Here is a 16724-nt window from a genome sequence, read left to right as displayed (position 1 = left end):
GCGGCTCCGATCGGGAGCCGGTGGTGTCTGTGATGGAGCGGCGTGCGCTCGCGTGTGCGGTGGCGGGCTGGTCGGGTCAGCCTCGGAGCCGTGGTGCGTCCGTGCGGGTCACGGCCCGCACCGATTCGAGGACGGACTCGATGGCGCGTCCGGCCTGCTCGCCCGAGGTGTCGTACGTGGCCTGCGAGCGGCGGTACGGGTCGACCACGTCGTAGTCGTCCTCCTGCGCCGGCGGCAGCGTGACGCCGCGCTGGGCCGCGATGAGCGGGATCAGCGCGCGCAGCTGCGCCGGCACGTCGCCGTCGCACGCGATGTGCTTCTCCTCCCCGGACACCTCGACGAGGTGCGCGAACAGCGCCGCGAACTCGCGGAGCGTGAACGTGAAGCGGTTCGCCCGCGGCACCTGGCGCACGACGGCGCTGCGGTGCTCGCGCGCCATGGTGAGGACGAGGTCCGTGCCCTGGACGATGCCGGGCGTGAGGAACCTCGCCTGGTGCTCGCTCGGGTCGCCTCCGTAGCGGACGGACAGCTCGGCCGCCTGCTCCGGCATGCGCTGCCCGTCGGCCGCGATCGTGCCGGCGCTGGCGAAGCGCACGACCGAGTCGGCCTCGGAGGCGTCGCCGCCGAAGATCGCCCGCACGCGGGCCCGGAGGACCTGCTCGGCGAGCGGGGATCGGCAGATGTTGCCCGAGCAGACGAACAGGACGCGGAACGAGCCGTCGTCGACGCCATCGGAGGATGCGTCGCCGAGGGCCGCGCGTGCGGCCCTGCGGCTCGTGGGGGGGAGTTCCGACATGGAGGGGAGCTACGCCTTGATCTTCTCGATGGGCGCCTTGGACTTCTGGCCGTCCTCGTCCTCCGTGTAGCCGTACCCGTATCCGTAGTGGCCGTAGCCGTACGCGTCCGGGCCCTTGGTCGGCAGCATGGTGATCACGAGGCCGAGCACGTCCGCGCCCACGTTGGTGAGGTTCGCGATGGCGCTCTTCAGCTGCGTGCGGTGCGTGCGGCCGGCCGCGACGACGACGATCGCGCCGCCGGCGTTCTTGGACAGGATCGCCGCGTCGGTGACGGGCAGCAGCGGCGGGGCGTCGATGAGCACCACGTCGTAGCGCGCCTCGAGGTCCTGCAGCAGGCGGGCCATTCCCTGCGAGCCGAGGAGCTCCGACGGGTTCGGCGGGATCTGGCCGGCGGGGAGGATCGAGAGCATGCCCGAGCCCCAGGGCTGGATGACGTCCTCGATCTCGGCGCGGCCGATGAGGATGTCGGTGAGGCCCACGGCGCCCTCGAGTCCCATGTAGGACGCGAGGCGCGGGCGGCGGAGGTCGGCGTCGATGAGGACGACCTTGATGCCGGAGTCGGCCAGCGCCAGCGCGAGGTTCGAGCTGGTGGTCGACTTGCCCTCGCCCTGGATGGACGAGGTGATGACGAAGCTGCGCGACCGGCCGCCGAACTCCAGGAACTGGAGGTTCGTGCGGAGGCTGCGGAAGGACTCGGCGCGGGGGCTGCGCGGGTCGTCCTGGACGATGAGCGGACGCTCGGTCGCCTTCGGGTCGTACGCGATGCCGCCGAGGATCGGCTTGGTCGTGACCAGCTCGACGTCGCGCTCCCCGCGGATGCGGTTGTCGAGCGTCTCGCGGAGGAGGCTGACGCCCACGCCGATGAGGAGGCCGATGAGCGCGCCCACGATGATGTTGACGGGCAGGTTCGGCGACGACGGCGACTCGGGGATCTCCGCCTGCTCGAGCTGCGTGATCTGCACCTGCGGCGTGCCCTCGATGGTCTCGGGGACGAGCGAGCCGACGACCGTCTTCAGGCTCTCGCCGATGGCGTCCGCGAGCGTCGCGGCGTCCTGGCGGCTCTTGTCCTTGACGGTGATGTCGATGATCGTGGTGTCGAGCGGCGCGGAGGCGCGGACCGACTCGGCCAGCTCGCGCGAGGTCATGTCGAGCCCGTACTGGTCGATGACGGGCTGGAGCACGGCGCGGGTCGTGACGACGTCCGCGTAGCTCTTCACCGCCTGCGTGATGAAGTTGTTGCCCTGCTGCAGGTCCTGCACGTTGGAGGAGCTGCTCTGGGCGACGTACATCTTGGTCGACGCCTCGTACTCGGGGGTCTGGAGGAGCGAGAAGGCCGCCGCGGCGCCCACCCCGACCAGGAGCGTCAGGATGATGAGCACCGCGCCCCTACGCAGCATCCGAATGAAGTCACGGAGCGCCATAACTTAGAACCCTTCCCCAAAAGCACACAGGCGCGGAGTGTCCGCATACGTGGGATATCCACAGCCTCGGCTGTCTATCATCACACAGCTCACGAGTGGTGCTAGCAGCCCGGAACGCCCCCGTCCGGGGCATGGTAGGCCCTGTGACGCCCTGTTAGGGTCGCTCAGACAGCAGTGCTGCACGGCGGTACACGAGTGAGTAGGGACCTGGGCCATGAGCTCGCAGACATTTCGCCGGGGTACGCCCGCGCTCCCGGACCCGTCGGAGCTCCGCTCCGCTCCGGACGACAAGAACCCACCATCCGAGGGGGATTCGCCGACGGTGAACCGCGGCTTCCGCCCGGACGTCGAGGGCCTGCGCGCCCTCGCGGTGGTCGCCGTCATCGTCAACCACCTCTTCGACTGGCCGACCGGCGGCTTCGTGGGCGTCGACGTCTTCTTCGTCATCAGCGGGTTCCTCATCACGGGCCTGCTGCTCAAGGAGTACGAGCGCACCAAGACGATCTCCTTCCTCGACTTCTACAAGCGCCGCGTCCGCCGCATCATGCCGGCCGCGCTCCTCGTGCTCGTGGTCACCACCGCGGCGTCGTTCCTCGTCTTCAACGTCGTCCGCGCGCAGGCCAGCCTGTGGGACGCCGTCTGGTCGGCGCTCTTCGTCTCCAACTGGCACTTCGCCAGCGCCGGCACCGACTACTTCGCGTCCGACGGCCCCATCTCGCCGTTCCGCCACTACTGGTCGCTCTCGGTCGAGGAGCAGTTCTACCTCGTCTGGCCCGTGCTGATCTTCCTCGTGATCACGTTCGCCCGTCGCCGCACGCCCAAGAACCGCGTCAAGCGCGCCCGCCTCTTCACGCGGACCATCGGCATCACGGTCGGCGTCCTCATCGTCGCGTCGCTCGCGTGGGGCTTCTACGAGACCTCGGCCCGCCCGACCGTCGCGTACTTCTCCACCTTCTCCCGTGCGTGGGAGCTCGGCATCGGCGCGCTCCTCGCGATCTTCGCGGCGCGCATCTCCACGCTGCCCGCCGCGATCCGCCCGGTGCTCGGCTACGTCGGCCTCGCCGGCATCGTCGCCTCCTTCTTCCTCGTCTCCGGCGACGACGCGTTCCCGGTGCCCTTCGGGCTCCTGCCGGTCGTCGCGACGGCGCTCGTCATCGCGTCGGGCATCGGCGGGTTGTCGACGGCCATGGCGCCGATCACGAACCCGGTCTCCACCTACATCGGCCGCCTGTCGTTCTCGCTGTACCTCTGGCACTTCCCGGTGATCATCCTGCTGGGGTCGCTGCTCGGCACCGGCACCCCCGCGTTCTACGGCGCGGCCATCGGCGGGACGCTCGTGCTCGCCATCGCGTCGTTCCACCTCGTCGAGGACCCGATCCGCCGCTCGAGCTGGCTCGACCCCAAGAAGGCCGGTCGCCGGTCCTCCGGCGCGCAGCTGAAGATGACCGTCGCGGCGCTCGCCGTCGTCGCGGTCGCCGTGGTGGGCGTCGTCGCCGTGGCCGTTGTGCGCGACGAGCCGGAGGACGGCGTCAGCTCCATCGGGAACGGGACGCCGAGCACGGGCGGCACGAACGCGCCCGTCGAGGCCACCGGCACCGCGCTCGCGACCCGCACGGACCAGATCACCGCCGCCCTCGCATCGGACCAGTGGCCGGCCCTGGATCCCGCGGTCGAGTCGTTCGGCGACTTCGGCCGCGACGTCATCGCGCCCGAGTGGGCGAAGGAGGGCTGCCTCGGCGCCGACCTCGCCAAGGAGAAGGACGCGATCAAGAACACGGAGCACTGCGTGTACGGGAACGCCTCGGCGGGCCCCGAGAAGACCGCCGTGATCTTCGGCGACTCGCTCGCCATCAGCTACGCCCCCATGCTGCGCGCCAGCCTCGGCGACGACTGGAAGGTGCGCATCCTCACGATGGCGCGCTGCCCCGCGTCGACCGTCACGAGCACGGACACCGACGGATCCGAGTACACGGAGTGCACGGACTTCCGCACCTGGGCGCTCAACGAGATGAACGCGACGAAGCCCGCGCTCATCCTGATGAGCGAGGCCGTCGACAACTCCTACCTGTCGAGCAAGGCCACGGGCGGCGCCGCCGACCGCGAGTGGCAGGCCGGGGCGCTCACCACGATGAACTCGCTGAAGACCGCCGCGTCGAACGTGATCGTCCTGTCCCGCCCGCCGGCAGCCACGGCGCTCGTGGAGTGCAAGACGCCGACGAGCTCGCCGAACGACTGCCAGTCCACGGTGTCGCCGTCGTTCATCAGCCACGCCCGCACCATGGAGGCCGCGGCGACGGAGGTCGGCGCGCCGGTGCAGTTCATCAACACGCAGGGCTGGTTCTGCAGCCAGGGCACGTGCCCGGCGTTCGTGGACGGGATCCCCGTGCGCGGCGACACCTCGCACCTCACGGCCCGCCAGTCGCAGGACCTCGCGCCGATCATGTCGGACATCCTCGCGCCGCTCGGCATCGGGGCGGCTCCGGCCGCAGGCTGATCCGGCCGCACGACCGCACGCCACGACGGGCGCTCCTCCTCACCGGAGGGGCGCCCGTCGTCGTGCCAGCGGCACCCGTCGCCGTGGGCCCGGACGCCGTGCGCCCGGCGCCTCTCGGGCGATCGGCGCCCGTCGGGCGATCCGCGGCACGCGCCGGTGCCCGGAGCCGTCACGTCGGCGCCGCGCCACGGTCGCACCTGCGCGTCGACGGACCGCACGGCCCCGCGACGCGCCCTCCCGCGCGCCGGGGACGGCGGGATCAGCCCCGCGGCGCCTTCGCGGCGGCGGTGCGGCTGGTGAGCCGTCGGGCGACGCCGATGAACGGCACCTCCACGAACCGGTGCACGAGCCACGAGGCGACGAGCGTGAGGGCGATCGCCACGATCACCCGGACGACGCCCTCCGGCACGTCCACGGCGCCCACCACGCGGTACGCGAGCGGATGCAGGAGGTACGCGGCGTAGGAGATCGCGCCGAGCCAGATGAGCACGCGCGAGTGCGCCGCCTGTCGCGTGACGTAGAACCCGAAGAAGAGGCCGAGGCCCAGGAGGAACGACACGGCGTAGTCGAACGGCGGCCACACCGCGTCCTGCCCGCCGTTGAGGAAGGTGAAGAGCGGCACCCCCACGACGCCGGCGACGAGGAGGCCGCGCCAGGCGGTGGATCCGTCACGGTCGCGCAGGTGGATCGCGTGCCCGAGGGACGCCGTGTACAGCAGCAGCGGCAGGGTCCAGGGCAGCTCGCGCTCGAGCACCCGGCCGGCGATCGCCGCGGCGACGAAGCCCGCGAGCCAGACGTAGCCCATGACGACGCTCCGGTCGAGGCGGCCGATGAGCTTGGCGATGAGGGACTGGCCGTAGAAGATCAGCTCGATGCCGAGGGTCCAGGCCGTCGGCACGATCGTGTAGATCCCCACGGCGCCCTGCACCATGAGCACGTTCGCCATGATCACGAGGGGGCCGCCGAGCTCGCCGTCGCCCGTGGTCGCGATCCACAGCATCATCAGGCCGAGCACGAGCCAGTAGAGCGGGAAGAGGCGGAAGAGGCGGCGCACCAGGAAGGTGCGGGTGTCCTGCCGCTGGAGGCTCAGCGGGATGACGTAGCCGCTGACGAGGAAGAACGCGACGACGCCCACGCGCCCGGCGTCGACCCACTGCCGGCTGAAGTCCTCGAACGCGGGGTACTCCGCGGCGAAGAGGTGCTGCAGCACCACGATGAACGACGCGACGCCGCGGACGGCCTCGAGGAACTCGATCTTCCGACCGGTCTCGCTCTTCACTGTCACGGTGCTGGTCACGCGGGCTCTCCTCTGGTGCGGGCGCGACGCTGCGGAGGCACCGATTCGACCCTAACCGCCGGGTCGTCGGCGGGAGGGCGGGGGGATGCCCCTACTTCTGGGCGCTGTCGTCGAGGACCTCGGTGCGCACGAACTTGCGCACCTCGGCTCCCATGAGCTTGTAGCCCGTCATGTTGGTGTGGATCCCGTCGCGGAAGAACTCGGTCCGCCACTTCATGTCCTTGTTCGTGAGGTTCTTCCACGGGTTGAAGAAGTGGTAGCCCTGCGCGTCGGCGAACTGCTCCAGGTGCGCGTTGACCTCGGGCGGCGTCTCGGGCTCGGCGTTCTGCGGCGGGATGCCGAGGATCACGGTCTCCTTCGGCGCGAGCTTCTCGACCGTGCGGAGGATGTCGGCGTCGAGCTGCGTCTCGGGGACGCCGGCGATGCGGTTGTTCGTGCCGATCATGATCAGCGCCACGTCGACGTCGTCGACCGTGGGCGTGTTGTCGGCCATGACGGTGCTCGTCGCGCCGTCGGTGCCCCAGCCGCCGGCGAAGGTCAGCGGGTCGCCGACGACGTAGTCGACGTAGGCCATGCCCTGGTCGATGCCCTGGGGCAGCGTGCCGACGAAGCCGTTCGTGTTCGAGTCGCCCATGACGACGATGCGGGTCATGTCCTCGGGCGCCGTCGTGGCGGACGCATCGGGGGCGGGTTCGCCGTCGGTCGAGGTGGGGGCGGGCTGCGGCCCGCTCGTGCACCCGGCGAGCAGGAGGACGGCGGCGAGGGCGCTGACGGCGCCCCGGGCCATGCGACGTGCGGGCATAGGTGTTCATCCGATCGTGGAGGGGGCCGCGGCAGCGGCGAGCCGGTGACCCCGTCAGCCGCTGCGATCACGGGGCCGCTCGGAAACCATTGTGGCATGCGGTTTCCATGGTCCCGGTGGCGGCGTGGCGCGCCGCCGATCCGCGGAGGGCGTGATCGGGTGCCCGGCCGGCGGGCGGCGGGGCCTCGGTGCGGCGCGGCTCAGGCGGTGCGCGCGAGGCGCACGAGCGCCTGCACGGCGGCGTGATCCGAGGGCGAGCGGCCCTCGAACGTGTACGGGTTGATGGCCGAGTCGACCACCTCGACGCCGCGACCCGCGAGGATCCAGTCGATGCGCTCGCCCTCGGGAACCGGGTCGCCGTAGGCCGTGAACGTGCCGATGCCCGGGGTCGCGTGGTGCGCGGCCGTGGTCCAGGTGTCGGAGAGGCCCGCGTCGCGGGTGAGGATGTCGTACGCGGCCGACTCCTCGGCCGGCGCGTTGAAGTCGCCCGTGACCACGACGGGCGCGCCGGAGGCGACCTCCTGCAGCCGCTCGGTGATGAGGTCGGCGCTCTTCACGCGCGCGAGCTCGGACTCGTGGTCGAGGTGCGTGTTGAGGTGCACGAACTCGGCGCCGCTGCGACGGTCGCGGAAGCGCGCCCACGTGGCGATGCGCGTCGTGCTGCAGCCCCACGAGCGGGATCCGATGAGCTCGGGCAGGTCCGACAGCCAGAACTGGTCCCACGCCACGACGTCGAGGCGGCGCTCGTCGTAGAAGATCGCGCTGTACTCGCCGCCGGAGCCGCCGTCGCGGCCGTAGCCGAGCATGCGGTGGTGGGGGAGCGCCCGGGCGATGGCGGGGAGCTGCGCCGAGAGGGCCTCCTGCACGCCGAGCACGGTGGGCTGCTCGAGCTGGAGGAAGCGGGCGAGGACGGGCTCGCGGTCGGCCCAGTGGTCGGGATCGCCGGGCTCGGTGGAGGGGCGGGCCAGGCGGATGTTGCAGGTCATGACGTGCACGAGGTCGCCCTCGGCCGAGCCGATGGTGGCCTGCTGGGGCGGGGCGGGAGCGACCTGGGTCGCTGCCGCCGGCCGAGACGGAGGGGGGTCGGCCTCCGCGGTGCCGTCCGGGCCGTCCGTCGTGGTGGTCGTCTCGTCCGCGCGCGGGCGCTCGAGGAGCGCCGTGCCGGAACCTCGGGTGGGCCGCCCGACGCCGGGATCGGAGGATCCGGCACCGTCGAACAGGTCGCGTCGGCTGAATCCGCCGCTGGCCATCATGGAGATCTCCTCGGGTCGCACGTGTCTCGCATGATCAGCCTGCGGGCTCAGGCCCCTGCGGGGCGCGAACGCCGCATGGCGGATGCGTGAACTGCACGCACAGGTCTACGCGAGGGGTGCGGGGAAGGCAACCCGATGGCGGCGTGTCGGCCCGGCCCGGAGGGATCCGCCAGCCGGCGCATGGCCCGCTGGCAGACGCGCGCGCCGCCGGCGGGTGCCGGCGGCGCGCGGATCGAGGTGGAGGAGCGTCAGCCCAGGTGCTCCGCGAGGAAGTCCGTGAGCGCCCGCCAGGAGCGGCGCTCGGCGCGGTCCTGGTACTGCGCGCCGCCCTCGGGGGAGTCGACGCCCGGCACGGAGAACGCGTGCATGGCGCCGCTGTAGGTGACGACCTGCCAGTCGATGGCGGGACGCGTGCGCATCTCGTCCTGGAATGCGGCGACCTTCTCGTCGGGGACCATCGGGTCGTCCGCGCCCGTGAGCACGAGGATCGCGGCCTTCACGTCGGCGACGTCGGCGGGGTCGTGCACGACGAGGCTGCCGTGCAGCGAGATGGCGGCCTTGATGTCGGCGCCCGCGCGGGCGACCTCGAGCGAGGCGCTGCCGCCGAAGCAGTAGCCCATGACGGCGATGCGCGACGGGTCGACGTCCGGCTCCGCGGCGAGCCGGTCGATGCCGGCCTGCACGCGGGCGCGCATGAGCGGCAGGTCGGCGTAGAAGGATCCGGCGACCTGGCCGGCCTCCTCGGGGCCGGGGCGCACGTCGCGGCCGTAGACGTCGGCGGCGAACGCGACGTAGCCGAGGCGGGCGAGCATCTGGATGCGCGCCGCCACGTGCCCGCCCACGCCGAACCAGTCGTGGATCACCAGCACGGCCGGGCGACGGCCGCTCTGCGCGGCGTCGCGGGCGAGGAGCCCCTCGAGCTCGGTGCCCTCGTGGTCGTAGAGCACGGGGCCCATCTGGATGTCGGCGCCCGCGGGCAGGGGCACGCGCTCGGTGAGCTCGGCGAGGGACGGCGACCAGACGGGGGTCGATGCGGGATCGGTCATGCTCATGCCTCCAGGGCGGTTCCGAAGCGGGCGGGGAGCGTGGCGCGGTGGATCCCGCGCAGCTCGTCCACGGACAGGGTGAAGAGACCCTGCAGCTCGAGCCCGGGCGCCTGCGCGTCCGTCACGCCGATGCGGAGCACCGGGTAGCCGCGGCCCTCGCAGAGGCCCTGGAACTTCACGTCGTCCTCGCGGGGCACCGTGACGAGCATGCGGCCGGTGGACTCCGAGAAGAGCGCGGTGGCCGCATCGACGCCGTCGCGCTGGACGATGCCGTCGAGCCACACGCGGGCGCCGACGCCGAAGCGCATGACGGCCTCCGCGAGCGCCTGGCCGAGGCCGCCGTCCGAGAGGTCGTGCGCGCTCGCGATGAGCGACTGCGTGGCCCCGGCCGCGACGAGCGAGGCGAGGTCCTTCTCGGCGGCGAGGTCGACCACGGGCGGGACGCCGCCGAGGTGCTCGTGCACGGTGCCGGCCCAGGCGGATCCGTCGAGCTCCTCGCGCGTGACGCCGAGGAGGTAGATGTTGTCGCCCTCGTCCTGCCAGCCGGAGGGGATGCGGCGCGCGACGTCGTCGATCACGCCGAGCACGCCCACGACGGGCGTCGGGTGAATGGCCTGCGTGCCCGTCTGGTTGTAGAGGGAGACGTTGCCGCCCGTGACGGGGATCTCGAGCGCGAGGCAGCCGTCCGCGAGGCCCTCGACCGTGCGGCTGAACTGCCACATCACCTCGGGGTCCTCGGGGCTGCCGAAGTTGAGGCAGTCGCTCACGGCGACGGGCGTCGCGCCGGACGCGGCGACGTTGCGGTACGCCTCCGCGAGGGCGAGCTGCGCGCCCTGGTACGGGTCGAGCTGGCAGAAGCGGCCGTTCGCGTCTGTGGCGACCGAGAAGCCGAGGCCGCTCTCCTCGTCGACGCGCACCATGCCGGCGTCGTCGGGGAACGAGAGGGCCGTGTTGCCCATGACGTAGCGGTCGTACTGGTCGGTGATCCACGACGCGTCGGCGAGGTTCGGGCTGCCGAGCAGCTGCAGGAACTGCGCCTTGATGTCGTCCGGCGCGGTGGGGCGGGCGAGGCGCGACGCGGAGTCGGCCTGGAGGGCGTCGATCCACGTGGGGTAGGAGACGGGACGGTCGTAGACGGGTCCGTCGACCGCGACCGTGCGCGGCTCGACGTCGACGATGCGCTCGCCGTGGTGGTCGATGACGAGGCGGCCGGTGTCCGTGACCTCGCCGAGCACGCTCGTCTCGACGTCCCACTTGGCGACGACCGCGAGGAAGCCCTCGAGCTTCTCCGGCTGCACGACCGCCATCATGCGCTCCTGGCTCTCCGACATGAGGATCTCCTCGGCCGTGAGCGACGGGTCGCGCAGCAGCACCTCCTCGAGCCGGATGTGCATGCCGCCGTCGCCGTTCGAGGCGAGCTCGCTCGTGGCGCAGGAGATGCCCGCGGCGCCGAGGTCCTGGATCCCCTCGACGAGGTCCTTCGCGAACAGCTCCAGGCAGCACTCGATGAGCACCTTCTCCGCGAACGGGTCGCCCACCTGCACCGCGGGGCGCTTGGTCGGGCCGCCGTCGGCGAACGTGTCGCTCGCCAGGATGGACGCGCCGCCGATGCCGTCGCCGCCCGTGCGGGCCCCGAACAGCACGACCTTGTTGCCCACGCCGCGCGCGTTGGCGAGGTGGAGGTCCTCGTGGCGGAGGACGCCCACCGCGAGCGCGTTGACGAGCGGGTTGCCCTGGTACACGCGGTCGAAGTAGGTCTCGCCGCCGATGTTCGGGAGCCCCAGGCAGTTGCCGTAGAAGCTGATGCCCGCGACCACGCCGTGCACGACGCGCGCGGTGTCGGGGTCGTCGATGTCGCCGAAGCGCAGCGCGTCCATCACGGCGACGGGACGAGCGCCCATCGAGATGATGTCGCGGACGATGCCGCCGACGCCCGTGGCCGCGCCCTGGAACGGCTCGATGTAGGAGGGGTGGTTGTGGCTCTCGATCTTGAAGGTGACGGCCCAGCCCTCGCCCACGTCGACGACGCCCGCGTTCTCGCCCATGCCGACCATGAGGTCCTTCTTCATGGACTCGGACACCTTCTGCCCGAACTGGCGCAGGTACTTCTTCGAGGACTTGTAGGAGCAGTGCTCGCTCCACATGACCGAGTACATGGCGAGCTCGCCGCTCGTGGGCCGGCGGCCGAGGATCTCGCGGATCTTCAGGTACTCGCCCTCCGTGAGCCCGAGCGCCGCGTACGGCTGCTCCTTCTCCGGGGTGCGCTCGGCCATCTCGACGGTGTCGGCGACGTGGCGGCGGGCGCTCGGTCCCTCTCCCGCGGGGTCGGTGGGGACGGATGCGGGATCGGCGTGGACGCTCACTGCGCGAGGACTCCTTCGAGGACGGACGTGAAGAGACGGAGGCCGTCGACACCGGAGCGCATGGCGGCCGGGGTGTCCGGTCCGAAGCCCTCCTCGACGGCGTGCTCGGGGTGGGGCATGAGGCCGACGACGTTGCCGCGGGCGTTGGTGATCCCCGCGATGTCGCGCAGGGATCCGTTCGGGTTGCCGCCGAGGTAGCGGAAGGCCACGCGGCCGTCGCCCTCGAGGCGGTCGAGCGTGTCGGCGTCGGCGATGAAGCCGCCCTCGCCGTTCTTCAGCGGGATGGTGATCTCCTCGCCCGGGGTGAAGGCGCTCGTCCACGCGGTGCCGGTGGCCTCGACGCGGAGGCGCTGGTCGCGGCACACGAAGGCGCCGGCCTCGTTGCGGATCAGCCCGCCGGGCAGCAGGTGCGCCTCGGTGAGCATCTGGAAGCCGTTGCAGATGCCGAGCACGGGGACGCCGCGGCCCGCCGCGTCCACGACCTCGCGCATGATCGGCGCGAAGGCCGCGATGGCGCCGGCGCGCAGGTAGTCGCCGTAGCTGAAGCCGCCGGGGAGCACGATCGCGTCCACGCCCTGGAGGTCGTGGTCGCCGTGCCAGAGCGCGACCGGCGTGGCGCCCGCGAGGCGGACGGCGCGCTGCGCGTCGCGGTCGTCGAGGGATCCCGGGAAGGTGATGACCCCGACGCGCATCAGCGCTGCTCCGCCGCGGCGGAACCGTGGGGGAGCGGGTGCGCGGCGACGTCGGTGTCGGCGGTGCCGCCGTCGGCGACCGTGTGGTCGTCGGTGACGTTGCCGGTGGACATGTCGGCCTCGGCGCTGATGCCGAAGCCGTCGAGCCCGGCGACGTGGACGCTGATGACGTCCTCGATGACGGAGTTGGAGAGCATGTCGGCGGCGAGGGACTGGACGTCGGCGAGCAGCGCGTCGTCCACCTCGCCCTCGACGGTGAGCTCGAAGCGCTTCCCGATGCGGACGCCGGTGAAGCGGTCATCGCCGAGGCGGGCCAGGGCGCCGGCGACGGCCTTCCCCTGGGGGTCGAGCAGCTCGGCCTTGGGCATCACTTCGACGACGATCGTGGGCACGATGGGACTCCGGATTCCTGGAGGCGGGTGGATGCGCTCAGCGTACCGGACGGCCGCGCCCCGCCGGGCGGGTCCGGCGGGGCGGGTGCGCGGCGGGAGCGGGCCGGTCGCGCGCCGGTCGCGGGCCGGGGTCAGCCGATCGCCTCGGGCAGCGGCTCCACGCGGTACGCGGCGTCGATGGTCTCGCCCGTGGCGGGATCCTCGAGCTGCACGCGCCAGCGCGACGCGAACTGGTCGACGCCCGGGACCATCGCGACGGTGCCCGAGATGAGCACCGTGCCGGGGATGCGGAGGCCGCGCTGCTCGAGCACCCCCAGCCAGTGGTCGGGGGTGAGGAGCGCGGCGAGCATGGAGTCCTGGATGAGCTGCTCGGCGCCCTCCTCGCCGACCCAGCCGCGCAGGTGGATCGCGTCGAGCCGGTCGCGCACGTCGGCGAGGCGCCAGGCCTTCCTGCCGAGCACGTCGGGCCCGGCGTTCTTGCTCCACGCGACGCCGTGCACCTCGAGGGCACGGTCGGTGTGGTCGCACGCGACGGTGAGGAGCACGTCGTCGTCGGTGATCACGAGGGCCCACTCCGCCTCGCCCGAGGTGCGGCCGTGCTGCGCGGGCACCGTGTCCGCCTGCGACGCGAGGTACGGCGCGACGGGGTAGAGGGCGGGCGTGGTCCGGGGCCCGGGCACGCCGAGCGCGGCCAGCTCGTCGATGTGCGCCTGCACCTCGGCCTGGTCGCGGCCCGCGTAGCCGGCGTTGAGGAGCGACACGACCTCGACGCTCGGGGTGGATCCGTCGGGCAGCTGGAATCGCAGGGTGGTCATCGGTCCTCCTGTGGTGTTTCGAGCGTGTGAAGAAATGCGGATCCGGACGCCTCGACCATGGTGCAGGGGCTCCGGTATGCCTACTGTATACAGCACACCGACCGGACGCCGGGCGGGATCCGATCGCCGGATCCGCCGCCCGGCTCCCTCACCCGAGGAGCCCCATGGCCGACGATCCCACCGCCTCCCCGACGACGACGACCGCGCCGGCGGACGGCGCCCTCGCGGCTCCCGCCGCGGCCGCGAAGCCCACCCGCCGCGAGCTCGCGAAGGCGTTCACCGCGAGCCTCACCGGCACCTCGCTCGAGTGGTACGACTTCGCCGTGTACTCGGCGGCCAGCGCCGTCGTGTTCCCCGTCGTCTTCTTCCCGTCGTCGGATCCCTACACGGCGACGATCCTCGCGTTCTCGACCTACGCGGTCGGCTACGTCTCGCGTCCCGTCGGCGGGTTCGTGTTCGGGCGGCTCGGCGACAAGATCGGTCGGAAGCCGGTGCTCGTCCTCACGCTGCTGCTCATCGGCATCGCGACGTTCCTCATCGGCGTGCTGCCGGGCTACGCGACCATCGGGCTCGCGGCGCCGATCATCCTCGTGCTCCTCCGCTTCGCGCAGGGCGTGGGAGTCGGCGGCGAGTGGGGCGGCGCGGTGCTGCTCTCGAGCGAGTTCGGGGATCCGAGGAAGAGGGGCTTCTGGTCGTCGGCCGCGCAGGTCGGCCCGCCCGCGGGCAACCTGCTCGCCAACGGCGCGCTCGCGCTGCTCACGGTGCTGCTCACCGAGGAGGACTTCCTCGACTGGGGCTGGCGCGTCGCGTTCCTCCTCTCGGCGCTGCTCGTGGCGTTCGGCCTCTGGATCCGCCTGAAGCTCGAGGACACCCCCGTGTTCAAGGCGCTGCAGGAGCGCGGCGACCGGCCGAGCGCGCCCGTGTCGGAGGTCTTCCGCACGCAGGCGCGGCCGCTGGTCGCGGCGATCCTCTCCCGCGTCGGACCCGACGTCCTCTACGCGCTGTTCACGGTCTTCACGCTCACCTACGGCGTCAACTCGCTCGGCTTCGAGCGCAGCCAGGTGCTCGTGGCGGTGCTCGTGGGATCCGCCGTGCAGCTGTTCACGATCCCGTTCGCGGGCGCCGTGAGCGACCGCGTGAACCGCCGGGCGCTCTACGCGGCCGCCGCGGTGGGCGCGGCCGTCTGGGCGTACGTGTTCTTCGCGATCACCGACGGCTCGTCGACCTTCGTTCTCGGCGTCGGCATCGTGCTCGGCCTCTTCTTCCACTCCTTCATGTACGGGCCGCAGGCGGCGTACATCATCGAGCAGTTCTCCCCGCGCCTCCGGTACACGGGCGCCTCGCTCGCGTACACGATCGCCGGCGTGATCGGCGGGGCCATCGCGCCGCTGATGTTCACGATCATCTACGAGGAGACGGGCAGCTGGGTCGGCATCGCGCTGTACCTCACGGCGGCCGTCGTGCTCACGCTCGTGGGCCTCGCGCTGGGCCGCGATTCCGACGTGTCCGAGGACGAGGAGTATGTGCGCACGGGCGCCGAGGGCGTGGCCGCGCCGGTCGTCGGGCGCTGACCCGGGGGATCCGGCTCATCCGGCGGCGTCGACGGTCTCCGGACCGTCGGCGCCGTCGTCCGTGAGGGGTGTTTCGGCCGCGTGAAGAGTCTGTTGCCGATCGCGACCGGAGCTCGTGCCGTCGTCGGGTGCGGCATACGTTCTCTGTCACCCGGGCCGGGCGCTCGTCCGGTCGCCTCCCCGGCGGCATCGCGTCCGCTGCCGCGCGCTCCCGAGAGGATCTCCGTGACCCGTCCGCTCTCCGACGACGCCCCCGTCCGCACCGTCCACTCCTTCGACGCATCCACCGGCGTGCCGCCGCAGGTCGGTCCCTTCGCGCACGCCACCCGCTGGGGCGACACGCTGTACGTGACCGGGCAGATGCCCACGGATCCCGCGACCGGCGCGCTCGTCGGCGGCGGCCCCGTGGCCGAGACCCGGCAGGTGCTGGCGAACCTCACGGCCGTGCTCGCGCACTTCGGCGCCACGCTCGACGACGCCCTCATGGTGCGCGTGTACCTCACCGACTTCGGGGACTTCGACCGCTTCAACGCGGAGTACCGATCCTGGTTCCACGGGCCCCTCCCGAGCCGCACCTGCGTCGGCGTCACGGGGCTCGCGGTCGGCGCGACCGTGGAGATCGACCTCGTCGTCGGGATCCCGGGCGGGGGGACGCGATGAGCGACGTCGTCCTGCAGTCCGGCACGGGGCCCGTGCCCGGGCGGCACCACCTGCCGTCGCGGGCCGACGAGATCCGCTGGGGCTGGCTGCCGACCGCGGAGAGCCGCGCCGTGCTGACCGTCACGTCGGGGGAGACCGTGACGATCGACACCGTCAGCCACGAGGGGATCCTCGACGACCAGGGCCGGGATCCCGTCGCGTACCTCGCCCAGTTCGGCGTCGGGCGCGACCGCGTGCTCGACGACGCCGTCGACATCGCGGCGAGCGGGATCCCGAACACCGAGGACGACGGCCCGCACGTGGTCACGGGTCCCGTGGGCGTCCGCGGGGCCAGGCCGGGCGACGTGCTGCGCATCGACGTGCTCGAGCTCGCGCCGCGCGTGCCGTACGGCTTCATCAGCAACCGGCACGGCTTCGGCGCGCTCGCCGGGGAGATGCCGGCCGACCCGCACTCGCTCGCCACGCGCGACGTCGACACGATCATCACGGGCGGATCCGTCAGCCACTTCGCCTGGGTGGAGGAGCGCGCGGGGACCCGCGTCGGCGTGATCCACGCGGGCGGCGACCGCACGCTCGCCTTCCCGCTCGCGCCGTTCCTCGGCCTCATGGCCGTGGCGACGCCCGGGGCCCGCGCCCACCACTCGGTGCCGCCGGGGCGCTTCGGCGGCAACATCGACGTGAAGCACGCCGTCGCCGGGTCGACCCTCTACCTGCCGGTGCTCGCGGACGAGGCCCTCTTCTCGACGGGCGACCCGCACTTCGCGCAGGGCAACGGCGAGGTCGCGCTCACCGCGTTCGAGGCGCCGCTGCGGGCGACCCTCCGGCTCACGACCCTGTCCGGGGCGGAGGCGCGGCGCGCGACGGGCGGGCTCGCGGAGCCGGTGCTCGAGACGCCGACCCACTGGATCCCGACGGGCATGGACGTGGACCTCGACGTCGCGATGCGGAACGCCGTGCGCAACGCGGTCGACTTCCTCGCGACGCGCTTCGACCTCGCGCGCTCCGTGGCGCTCGCCTACCTCTCGGCGGCGGGCGACTTCGAGGTGTCCCAGGTCGTCGACCAGGTGAAGGGCGTGCACTGCATGATCCGGAAGGCCGACTTCGCCGCGTGGCACTGAGGC

13 protein-coding genes and 1 pseudogene are annotated in these 16724 nt (G+C 72.3%); 4 read left to right on the top strand and 10 right to left on the bottom strand.

Features of this window, described 5'->3' with window-relative positions; translation table 11 throughout:
- Nucleotides 1–76 precede the first annotated feature (76 nt).
- The gene (locus tag ITJ44_RS05915; protein WP_194633783.1) at nucleotides 77–796 is read right to left on the bottom strand and encodes a low molecular weight phosphatase family protein; all 720 of its coding nucleotides are present in this window, start codon (nucleotides 794–796) and stop codon (nucleotides 77–79) included.
- 9 nt (nucleotides 797–805) lie between these two features.
- Nucleotides 806–2218 carry a polysaccharide biosynthesis tyrosine autokinase gene (locus ITJ44_RS05910; protein ID WP_194633782.1) on the bottom strand — a complete coding sequence of 471 codons (1413 nt, stop codon included), beginning with the start codon at nucleotides 2216–2218 and terminating at the stop codon, nucleotides 806–808.
- A 214-nt stretch (nucleotides 2219–2432) separates the two neighbouring features.
- On the opposite strand from ITJ44_RS05910, the gene ITJ44_RS05905 reads away from it, so the two are divergent.
- Nucleotides 2433–4712 (top strand): acyltransferase family protein, encoded by a 2280-nt coding sequence (locus ITJ44_RS05905; RefSeq protein ID WP_194633781.1) that lies wholly within the window; start codon nucleotides 2433–2435, stop codon nucleotides 4710–4712.
- Nucleotides 4713–4971: 259 nt separating this feature from the next.
- On the opposite strand, the gene ITJ44_RS05900 is transcribed toward ITJ44_RS05905, so the two are convergent.
- The 8 genes and pseudogenes from ITJ44_RS05900 to ITJ44_RS05865 all read right to left on the bottom strand — a co-directional run bounded on the left by ITJ44_RS05900 (nucleotide 4972) and on the right by ITJ44_RS05865 (nucleotide 13372).
- Nucleotides 4972–6009, bottom strand: coding sequence for an acyltransferase (locus tag ITJ44_RS05900; protein ID WP_194633780.1), 1038 nt, complete (start codon nucleotides 6007–6009; stop codon nucleotides 4972–4974).
- Nucleotides 6010–6100: 91 nt separating this feature from the next.
- Complete coding sequence (locus ITJ44_RS05895; RefSeq protein ID WP_194633779.1) at nucleotides 6101–6811, bottom strand: GDSL-type esterase/lipase family protein; 711 nt, start codon at nucleotides 6809–6811, stop codon at nucleotides 6101–6103.
- 200 nt (nucleotides 6812–7011) lie between these two features.
- Entirely contained in the window at nucleotides 7012–8064 is a 1053-nt protein-coding gene (locus tag ITJ44_RS05890) for an endonuclease/exonuclease/phosphatase family protein (RefSeq protein WP_194633778.1), read from the bottom strand.
- A gap of 248 nt (nucleotides 8065–8312) precedes the next feature.
- Complete coding sequence (locus ITJ44_RS05885) at nucleotides 8313–9110, bottom strand: dienelactone hydrolase family protein (protein WP_228494499.1); 798 nt, start codon at nucleotides 9108–9110, stop codon at nucleotides 8313–8315.
- A 2-nt stretch (nucleotides 9111–9112) separates the two neighbouring features.
- Nucleotides 9113–11473, bottom strand: coding sequence for a phosphoribosylformylglycinamidine synthase subunit PurL (purL, locus tag ITJ44_RS05880; RefSeq protein WP_194633776.1), 2361 nt, complete (start codon nucleotides 11471–11473; stop codon nucleotides 9113–9115).
- Nucleotides 11470–12165, bottom strand: coding sequence for a phosphoribosylformylglycinamidine synthase subunit PurQ (purQ, locus tag ITJ44_RS05875; RefSeq protein WP_194633775.1), 696 nt, complete (start codon nucleotides 12163–12165; stop codon nucleotides 11470–11472). The genes purL and purQ overlap by 4 nt, the downstream gene beginning before the upstream one ends.
- 152 nt (nucleotides 12166–12317) lie before the next feature.
- Nucleotides 12318–12557, bottom strand: a pseudogene (purS, locus tag ITJ44_RS16000) (phosphoribosylformylglycinamidine synthase subunit PurS); the annotation flags it as partial.
- Between the two features lie 131 nt (nucleotides 12558–12688).
- Nucleotides 12689–13372, bottom strand: a complete 684-nt coding sequence (locus ITJ44_RS05865; protein WP_194633773.1) for a DUF2848 domain-containing protein — start codon at nucleotides 13370–13372, stop codon at nucleotides 12689–12691.
- A gap of 164 nt (nucleotides 13373–13536) precedes the next feature.
- Here ITJ44_RS05865 and ITJ44_RS05860 point away from each other — a divergent pair, with 164 nt between their 5' ends.
- From ITJ44_RS05860 to ITJ44_RS05850, 3 genes are all read left to right on the top strand, one after another.
- Nucleotides 13537–14943 carry an MFS transporter gene (locus ITJ44_RS05860; RefSeq protein ID WP_194633772.1) on the top strand — a complete coding sequence of 469 codons (1407 nt, stop codon included), beginning with the start codon at nucleotides 13537–13539 and terminating at the stop codon, nucleotides 14941–14943.
- Nucleotides 14944–15168: 225 nt separating this feature from the next.
- On the top strand, nucleotides 15169–15603 hold the full coding sequence (locus tag ITJ44_RS05855) for a Rid family hydrolase (RefSeq protein WP_194633771.1): 435 nt from the start codon (nucleotides 15169–15171) through the stop codon (nucleotides 15601–15603).
- Complete coding sequence (locus ITJ44_RS05850) at nucleotides 15600–16721, top strand: acetamidase/formamidase family protein (protein ID WP_194633770.1); 1122 nt, start codon at nucleotides 15600–15602, stop codon at nucleotides 16719–16721. Before ITJ44_RS05855 ends, ITJ44_RS05850 begins: the two co-directional genes overlap by 4 nt.
- Nucleotides 16722–16724: the final 3 nt, after the last annotated feature.

Origin of the sequence: Clavibacter sp. VKM Ac-2873, assembly GCF_015351075.1 — a bacterium.
GTDB lineage: Bacteria > Actinomycetota > Actinomycetes > Actinomycetales > Microbacteriaceae > Clavibacter.
Note: the sequence above shows the minus strand (reverse complement) of the source record. Positions and strands in the feature narration are given on the sequence as shown.

What these genes read in the sequence shown, in the direction of transcription:
- ITJ44_RS05850 (WP_194633770.1), top strand. Translation starts at nt 15,600, where the DNA reads ATGAGCGACGTCGTCCTGCAGTCCGGCACGGGGCCCGTGCCCGGGCGG.
- ITJ44_RS05860 (WP_194633772.1), top strand. Translation starts at nt 13,537, where the DNA reads ATGGCCGACGATCCCACCGCCTCCCCGACGACGACGACCGCGCCGGCG.
- ITJ44_RS05895 (WP_194633779.1), bottom strand. Translation starts at nt 6,811, where the DNA reads ATGCCCGCACGTCGCATGGCCCGGGGCGCCGTCAGCGCCCTCGCCGCC.
- ITJ44_RS05915 (WP_194633783.1), bottom strand. Translation starts at nt 796, where the DNA reads ATGTCGGAACTCCCCCCCACGAGCCGCAGGGCCGCACGCGCGGCCCTC.
- purQ (WP_194633775.1), bottom strand. Translation starts at nt 12,165, where the DNA reads ATGCGCGTCGGGGTCATCACCTTCCCGGGATCCCTCGACGACCGCGAC.
- ITJ44_RS05905 (WP_194633781.1), top strand. Translation starts at nt 2,433, where the DNA reads ATGAGCTCGCAGACATTTCGCCGGGGTACGCCCGCGCTCCCGGACCCG.
- ITJ44_RS05890 (WP_194633778.1), bottom strand. Translation starts at nt 8,064, where the DNA reads ATGATGGCCAGCGGCGGATTCAGCCGACGCGACCTGTTCGACGGTGCC.
- ITJ44_RS05865 (WP_194633773.1), bottom strand. Translation starts at nt 13,372, where the DNA reads ATGACCACCCTGCGATTCCAGCTGCCCGACGGATCCACCCCGAGCGTC.
- ITJ44_RS05885 (WP_228494499.1), bottom strand. Translation starts at nt 9,110, where the DNA reads ATGACCGATCCCGCATCGACCCCCGTCTGGTCGCCGTCCCTCGCCGAG.
- ITJ44_RS05910 (WP_194633782.1), bottom strand. Translation starts at nt 2,218, where the DNA reads ATGGCGCTCCGTGACTTCATTCGGATGCTGCGTAGGGGCGCGGTGCTC.